This is a genomic window from Paenibacillus sp. FSL L8-0663, from assembly GCF_038008125.1.
Taxonomy (GTDB): domain Bacteria; phylum Bacillota; class Bacilli; order Paenibacillales; family Paenibacillaceae; genus Paenibacillus; species Paenibacillus polymyxa_D.
In genome coordinates, this window is the sequence record NZ_JBBOYM010000001.1 from 2,710,213 (window position 1) to 2,718,617 (window position 8,405).

The following is an 8,405-nucleotide window of genomic DNA, read 5'->3' on the forward strand; positions in this document are numbered from 1 at the left end:
ATTAATTAATTTGAAAAGCGGGATCACTATGAAGAATAGCGTATGGCTCCGATGACTACGTGGTCAGGCAATGCCGGTTTTACGATATAGACGAAGAAGTAGCTTACTATAACAAACGAGTAAATGACGTAATCTTACTTTGAAGAGTCTGAAATCATGCTTAGAGTTGACAAATGAAACAAACATGTTAGTATATATGCGTGTGCATGCATTTTGTTGTTGTATTTCCTAATATAACTCAGAGAGGAGTCTTTCTCACATGAAAGATTTATTTAGTCCCTATACAATTAAAGGTTTGGAATTGAAAAATCGCGTAGTTATGCCTCCAATGTGCCAATACTCGGTTGACCAAAAGGACGGGGTTGCCACAGATTGGCATTATATGCACTACGTTAGCCGTGCAGTAGGCGGAGCTGGTTTTATCATAATTGAAATGACAGATGTAGAGCCGGATGGTCGTATCTCCGATTTTGATCTTGGTTTATGGTCAGATGAGCAGATTCCTGCTCTCAAACGGATTGTAGATGCTTGTCATAGCTACGGTGCCAAAGTGGGAATCCAGATCGCGCATGCCGGACGCAAGGCGGAAGATGCTGAAGTTCCTGTAGCACCATCTGCTATTGCATTTGATGAAAATTCAAAACAACCTCGCGCGCTTACAACAGAAGAGGTTAAAGGACTGGTTGAGAAATTTCGTGCTGCTGTAGCTCGCGCTGTCAAGGCTGGATTCGACAGCATTGAAATTCATGGTGCACACGGCTATTTGATTCATCAATTTCATTCGCCGCTTACGAATAAACGGGAAGATGAATATGGTAAAGACCTTACCCTTTTTGCTCGGGAAATCATCCAGGCAGCGAAGGGTGAAATGCCAGAAGATATGCCGCTCTTGATGCGTATTTCTGCCAAAGAATACGTAGAAGGTGGATATGGTATTAAGGAAAGCATTGCTTTTGCCAAGGAATATCAAAAGGCAGGAGTAGATATGTTTGATATTTCATCTGGCGGTGAGGGACCTATAGCTGCATGGGGCAGACCAGGAACTCACGCAGCGTATCAAGTCCCCTTAGCAAAAGAGATCAAAGAAGCTTTGGATATTCCGGTGATGGCCGTTGGAAGACTAGAAGATCCAATATTGGCGAATGCAGTTATCGGAAATGAAGAGGCCGATCTGGTTGCTGTGGGTAGAGGGATGTTGAGAAATCCTTATTGGTCACTGGAAGCCGCATCAAAATTGAAAAAAGAAACTGCAATCCCTACACAGTATACTACAGGGTTCTAAGACTGAGCTCTTGCTAATCATAATTGGCCTGTCAAAGTTAAAAATGGTGAACCGCTAGCTATATTTGACCAGGAAAAGATTTTAAGACCGAATGCAACGATAAAAGACTTTGAAATGGAAATGGTCGATTAAGCGAAAAAAGTACGTCCTTTAGACCTTCTATAAAGTACTCTATCAAGGTACTCTACAGAAGGTCTAATTCAATGAACTATGCGACCACAGAGAGCATGTCAGAGGAAGATACATAAGATGAGATTCGGTTTTAGCTATTAGGTGTTGTGATATGTGGCACTATAAGATGGTTATTCATACCATGGACGTTACAATGCAATGTAGCTTCCAATGTTAGACGTGAAGGTTGGTAAAAGCCCTGCAAACTACTCCTCGAGTTTTTGGCATGTCCATTGAACTTTTTGTGTGGAAAATTTGGTGAAAATACAAGCTGGTTGCGGACGTTTTTTTGTATTCCATATTTTCTCTAATTGACTTTGTAACCCGACATTATTATTATCTTATACTATAAGATTAATTATCTCATACTATAAGGTATTAGCGAGAAGGTGTTGTGACCATTGGATTATAAAGCACTAGCGACAGAACTATTCGAGTATATCGTCAAATCGCGGAAACCAGCATTAGAGGAACGAGGGCACTTCTCACGTGGCGAAATGGGGATTCTCATTTGTCTGAATTTCAATAAGGACGGAGTTACCTCTGGCCACTTGAGCGAATACTTGTCCGTCAGTACGGGACGGGTAGCAACGGCACTGAAGAGCCTAGAGAAGAAAGGACTAGTTGTACGACGTACTGATGTCAATGACAAACGTAAGGTGATTGTATTCATTACGGATACAGGTAAGCAATTTATGATTGATAGGCATAAGGAAGGAATCGCATGGACCGAGAATGTTCTTCGAAAGTTAGACGAACAGGATGCCAAAGAACTGATCCGGCTCATTAAGCTTATTGTCTCTAGAAGCTGAATTTCTATGCAGACGCAGGAGCACCATACTTCACCAGACATCAAAGACTATCAGATAAAAGGAGAGCAACGGAATGCTAAAGATATTCAAATATCTCAAAAAAAATGAATGGATGCTCGTGCTTTGCAGCCTGGCTTTCATCGTTGTGCAGGTATGGCTTGATCTGAAGCTACCTGATTATATGGCGGAAATTACGACCAAGCTGCAAACAGAAGGAACACCTATGTCCGAACTGCTGATTCCCGGCAGTTACATGTTGTTTTGTGCCGTCGGCAGTATGATTGCATCTATTATTGTCGGCTATTTTGCGGCAAAGGTCGCGGCAGGGCTGGCCATGCGTCTGCGTGCGATGGTCTTTGACAAGGCCTTATCTTTTTCCATGGAAGAGATGAACAACTTTTCAACAGCCAGCCTTATCACCCGCTCCACGAACGATGTTACCCAAATTCAAACGGTGGTTGCGCTGGGGCTGCAGGTGATCATCAAGGCGCCGATTCTGGCCGTGTGGGCCATTGCAAAAATTGCGGATAAAAACTGGCAGTGGACCGCCTCTACAGGAGTGGCTGTGGCTGTCCTGATCCTGATGCTGAGTGTCATTGTTATTTTCGCTCTTCCGAGTTTCCAAAAAATCCAACGTCTCACCGATAATCTGAACAGAGTAACACGTGAGCATCTGACCGGGCTTCGGGTGGTGCGCGCTTATAATGCAGATCAGTATCAGGAGGAGAAGTTCGGGCAGGCTAATGCCGAATTGACGAATACAAACCTGTTTGCGAACCGGTTAATGGCAATGGTTGGCCCGGGTATGACCTTTATTATGTCGGGTCTGAGTGTCTCGATCTATTGGGTTGGCACTTACCTGATTAACGGAGCGGCCGTGCCGGACCGCATTACGCTATTCTCTAATATGGTCGTATTCTCCTCTTATGCGGTGCAGGTGGTCATGGCCTTTATGATGGTAAGTATGATTTTCTTCCTGATGCCTCGAGCTTCGATTTCTGCCAAACGGATCATGGAGGTTTTGAATACCGAATCCAGTATCGTTAACGGGCATGAGACGACTGGAGAAGAAAGCGTTATGGGGCAAGTGGAATTCCGTAATGTCAGCTTCAAATATCCGGACGCGGAGGAGGCCGTGCTTCGCAATATTAGCTTTACGGCGAAACGAGGCGAGACGGTTGCCTTTATTGGCGCTACAGGCAGCGGCAAAACCAGCGTGATCAATCTAATTCCCCGCTTCTATGATGTGACCGAGGGAGAGGTACTCGTGGACGGTGTGAATGTCAGGAACTATAATCAGCAGGCACTCCATAACAAAATCGGATATGTTCCCCAGAGAGCTGTACTGTTCAACGGTACGGTGGTATCCAACGTTTCGTATGGTGTTAACGGAAGAGCAGGAGCTTCAGAGAAACTCGTCAAAGAAGCCGTTGGTATTGCTCAAGGAACGGAGTTTGTTGAAAAAATGGATGGTCAGTATCAGGGTAGAATTTCGCAAGGTGGAGCGAACGTGTCCGGTGGTCAAAAGCAACGGCTGTCGATTGCGCGTGCCATCTACCGACAGCCGGAAATTTATATTTTCGATGATTCCTTCTCGGCACTAGATTACAGAACAGATCGGATTCTGCGCTCCGCTCTCAAAAAAGAAACCGGCCACGCTACGACACTTATTGTTGGTCAGCGCATAGGCACTATCAAAGACGCTGACCGAATTATCGTGCTGGACCAGGGGGAGATTGTAGGGAGTGGCACGCATGAAGAGCTGATGACGAACTGCAGCACCTATCAGGAGATCGCATATTCGCAGCTTTCGAAGGAGGAACTCATACATGGATAAGAATGAACACACCGTCGACAGCCAGCAAATGAAAATGAATCAGCCAGGTCCCATGGGCAAAGGTCCCGCGGGGGGCAGGGGTGGTGGTGAAAAAGCAAATAATTTTAAAAAGACCATCAGCCAGCTTGCATCCTACAGCAAGGCCTATGTGCCTATGATTATACTCGCTATGGTACTGGCCCTGGTCGGCTCTACCCTCAACGTGATTGGCCCAGATAAGCTCAGTGATATTGCCAACCTGATTCAGGAAGGAATCGTAACCGGGATTGATGTAAGTGCTGTTCAGAAGATTGTTTTTGTATTAGCGCTTTTATATGGATTTGGTCTTATTTTTAACTATTTTCAGGGCTTCATTACAGCAACCGTCTCACAGCGTCTTACAAAGAAGATGCGAACAGAGCTGTCTCGAAAAATCGATCATATGCCTTTGAAGTATTTTGACTCTACGAGTTACGGTAATGTGCTTAGCCGCGTAACAAACGATGTCGATACCATCGGACAAACGCTAAACAACAGTCTCGGCACGCTTGTTAGTGCGCTGGCTACCTTTGTGGGTGCTTTGATTATGATGCTGTATACGAACTGGATCATGACCGTTACCGGAATTGTAGCTACGCTGATCGGCTTTAGCCTGATGAGCGTGATTATGAAGCATTCACAGAAATATTTTGTAGCACAGCAAGCGGAGCTTGGCCAGATCAACGGTCATATCGAAGAAACCTATGCTGGTCATAACGTAGTCAAGGTCTATAACGGGGAACAAGCAGCCAAGGAAGTGTTTCATGGCATTAACACCCGCTTATATACAAATGCATGGAAGTCCCAGTTCATGTCTGGTCTGATGATGCCAGTCATGATGTTCATTGGAAATTTTGGTTATGTCGCGGTCTGTGTTGTGGGAGCTTTGCTGGTCAACCAACAGACTATAACCATCGGAACTATTGTCGCCTTCATGGTGTATATTCGTCTGTTTACACAGCCCTTGTCACAGCTGGCACAGGCTGCAACCAATCTGCAATCGGCGGCCGCTGCCAGTGAACGTGTATTCGAATTTTTGGGTGAAGAAGAATTGGCGGATGAAAGTGACAAGACTATGAAGCTGGATAACGCCAAAGGGGATGTTGAATTCAAACATGTTCGTTTCGGTTATAACGAAGACCATATGATTATCAAAGACTTCTCTATGAAAGCTAAAGCTGGTCAGAAAGTCGCCATTGTCGGTCCGACAGGCGCTGGTAAGACCACGCTCGTGAATTTACTCATGCGGTTTTATGAGCTGAACGATGGAGAAATCTACATTGACGGAACTCCGATCAGCCAATTAACGCGTGAGAATATTCATGAATTATTCTGTATGGTGCTTCAGGATACCTGGCTGTTCGAAGGAACGATTCGTGACAATATCGTCTTTTCCAAAGATCATGTTACTGATGAGCAGGTAGAAGCTGCATGTAGAGCGGTGGGACTGCACAGTTTCATTAAAACACTGCCGCAGGGATATGATACAGTTCTGGATGACAAAGCCAATCTCTCTGCGGGTCAAAAGCAATTGATTACCATTGCAAGGGCGATGATTGAAGATTCACCTATGCTCATTCTGGATGAGGCCACAAGCTCGGTCGATACGCGTACGGAATTGCTGATTCAACAAGCGATGGACCAGCTGACTGTGGGGAAAACCTCCTTTGTGATTGCTCACCGACTTTCGACGATCAAGAATGCGGATCTGATTCTGGTCATGAAGGACGGTGACATTATCGAAATGGGTAACCATGAGGAATTGCTAGCAAAAGGCGGCTTCTATGCCGATCTATACAACAGTCAGTTTGAACATGCGTCCTAAAAAGTAACTGCTTGAAAGTATAATGAATATCCATATAGTTCCAACTTAATTAACATCATCATGTGGACATTATAAGGTATAAGAGTCAGAATTTCTTAATCATAATTGTGGAGGCAGATCAATGAACCAGCGTTTTCGAATCACCCGTTCCATGCAGGAAAATCCTGTGGAGCAATCCATTTCCCTGGAGGAGTGCAAAGATTACTTTGCATCCCAGCCAGACTTTTCGTATTCACGGGAGCTTATCATACAAGGTGCTGAGAGCACCATGTCGATCGAGGGAGATTTTTTCATGTGGAAGTATGCTGACGTAGAAATACCTTTTCGTCATTACATGGGGGATGTGTACGTGGCTATTTCCAATGAGGCTGTCGTGCCTAAGATGATTGAAATTGCAACAGATTTACAAGCAGATGTAGTGGATGGGTGAAGAACGATTCTTATTGCAGCAAAGTAGGCGTAGAAGCCAAGCTCTGATTATCCGGTTCAGTTCTCGCACCAGTTTGAATCGGTTAATGTGGACAGCCGCGGGAATCCCTTGTCATCTAAAAGACGTGATATACGATTGCTTGTCTGGATATCTGGTGAGTGGTTGCAAAGGATTTGTTCCATGTCTGATCACAGGGCAGAAGCTCAATCGGTTGTGATGAGCTCGGCAACAAAAACGATTCGATTCGTACACAGTATACATCACACAACAAATGTTTCTGGTACGTTCGCTGTGGCAGTATTCACTTCATTCTTAAGGGTCAAGTCGCCAAAACATAAAAATAGCAAGTCTCTTGCAACATGGAGGCTTGCTATTTTTATGTTTTCGGTTCATTGAATTTTGCGAAAAAAATAGTTCCATAGTTATGATTTTTCTAAAAATTTATACTTTTAAAGGAAGATCAAAACGTTTCTATTAAATAAAAAGCAAAGTTTCTAGCTAAAATTAGAGAAAAATTTAATCTGAACTGAAATTTCAGAAGAAAATTAAAGAAAATTTTGCATGTGAATTAGTTCAAAAGAGCTATGAAAAGTCACTATCTATTTAAAAAATGAAGAGTTATTAATTTTGAATCACTTCAGCTTGATGTGAATAAATTCCATTATATAGGTAATTAAAGAATATTGCTGAAAAAGTTGAAATTTGTCGGATGATGTCAGAATTGATTTGTTACATTTGTGTTAATGATGTGTAACGTAAAATTTGTTTTGATACAAGGGTTTTGGACTTTTTTGCAAGTCTACGTCATTTTGATTTTATCAATTTATAAAATCAAAAATTTTGTCTTAAATCACGTTAACGGGTCATGATCGGTATTCAATTTAATAAAAAAGTGAAATTCTTGTATTTGAAGATATAAAAATAATAGAATAATATGGGTTATTTATGGATTTCATGAAATCTATCAATTTGGAACTTTTGTCCCATGCTAATCGGTTTTAAAGTTTGTATATTTAAAATAGCTAGAAAGTATTGGGAGGAAAAAAGGGATATAAGGATTTATTGTGAAATTTTGGGCAATAAGAGGATTTGAGAAATTTATATGGCGACTCCGATCATGTCTTAGTTTTTAAAAATCGTGATCTATCTGACTGAGAAGATCCAGTTATTTTCGCCCGATATGAGGACTTTGCTTAATGGCTTGCAGAACATAGAAGTTGTTCAACAGAAGCTCCATGGACATCAAGCAGGACAACATGCCCTCACTGCTTCCCGAAATGGCTTCATAAGTACATAAGCTGTTCTCTTTTTTAGACAATGTATGGGGGCACTGATTGTAATTGAAACAGCATGGCAGTTGTATAGGCCAAACTGTAAGATTCCCTGTCCATAGCATCATATCCAGTAAATCCGTCCCACATCTCCCGTATTGCAAAAGACAACTTCATTATTTTTAAGGTATGTGAAACGTATCCTTAGCAGCCTGGGAACCCCGTTGGCCCGTCCGATGACCATCATTTTTCATCCATGTACAAAATCAGGAAGTCATAAGCGCAGTCGTGAATCACGCTCCTAACCACGCTGCAGCAGCTCATGTATCTCACAGCATCGATACCCTCCAGCCAAGATTCGACAGCACACATCATGATACACTACGTTGTTAATATTGTGGCAACCATTCTACAACCCACCACACCACCAAGATGTACTCTCAGCATAATTCAAAAATATTCTCATTCCATGCACATTTTCATACATCCAGAGTCAGAGTTATTTGCTATGTCCGCACAACTAAAAAAGCTTGCACTGCGAAAGTGTGAGCGATGAAAAAGAAGATGCGCTTGTTTCGATTCAAATTCAGCTCTTTGAAGGCACCCATATCTCAATGGTATATCAGGAGTGATCGCTTTTGCCGACTACCATTGGCAATTTAATGCCGGAGAAAAGACACGCATGACTAGTTCCTTGACAAGGGCGGTCATTTATGAGGAGTTACTTTACCTCTATCTATTTCGCGAGGAGAGATACGT

General features: G+C 42.9%; 5 protein-coding genes. All 5 read left to right on the forward strand.

Annotation, left to right across the window (positions count from 1 at the left end; genetic code table 11):
• Positions 1–259 precede the first annotated feature (259 nt).
• The 5 genes from MKY75_RS11910 to MKY75_RS11930 all read left to right on the forward strand — a co-directional run bounded on the left by MKY75_RS11910 (position 260) and on the right by MKY75_RS11930 (position 6,375).
• On the forward strand, positions 260–1,282 hold the full coding sequence (locus tag MKY75_RS11910) for an NADH:flavin oxidoreductase/NADH oxidase (protein WP_340885396.1): 1,023 nt from the start codon (positions 260–262) through the stop codon (positions 1,280–1,282).
• Positions 1,283–1,854: 572 nt separating this feature from the next.
• Positions 1,855–2,265 carry a MarR family winged helix-turn-helix transcriptional regulator gene (locus tag MKY75_RS11915; RefSeq protein WP_340885398.1) on the forward strand — a complete coding sequence of 137 codons (411 nt, stop codon included), beginning with the start codon at positions 1,855–1,857 and terminating at the stop codon, positions 2,263–2,265.
• 73 nt (positions 2,266–2,338) lie between these two features.
• Entirely contained in the window at positions 2,339–4,102 is a 1,764-nt protein-coding gene (locus MKY75_RS11920; RefSeq protein WP_039275165.1) for an ABC transporter ATP-binding protein, read from the forward strand.
• The gene (locus MKY75_RS11925; protein WP_029518458.1) at positions 4,095–5,945 is read left to right on the forward strand and encodes an ABC transporter ATP-binding protein; all 1,851 of its coding nucleotides are present in this window, start codon (positions 4,095–4,097) and stop codon (positions 5,943–5,945) included. The genes MKY75_RS11920 and MKY75_RS11925 overlap by 8 nt, the downstream gene beginning before the upstream one ends.
• A 121-nt stretch (positions 5,946–6,066) precedes the next feature.
• Positions 6,067–6,375, forward strand: coding sequence for a hypothetical protein (locus MKY75_RS11930; protein WP_039275163.1), 309 nt, complete (start codon positions 6,067–6,069; stop codon positions 6,373–6,375).
• Positions 6,376–8,405: the final 2,030 nt, after the last annotated feature.

Coding starts and splice junctions, on each gene's coding strand:
- MKY75_RS11910 (WP_340885396.1), top strand. CDS start 260: ATGAAAGATTTATTTAGTCCCTATACAATTAAAGGTTTGGAATTGAAA.
- MKY75_RS11920 (WP_039275165.1), top strand. CDS start 2,339: ATGCTAAAGATATTCAAATATCTCAAAAAAAATGAATGGATGCTCGTG.
- MKY75_RS11925 (WP_029518458.1), top strand. CDS start 4,095: ATGGATAAGAATGAACACACCGTCGACAGCCAGCAAATGAAAATGAAT.
- MKY75_RS11930 (WP_039275163.1), top strand. CDS start 6,067: ATGAACCAGCGTTTTCGAATCACCCGTTCCATGCAGGAAAATCCTGTG.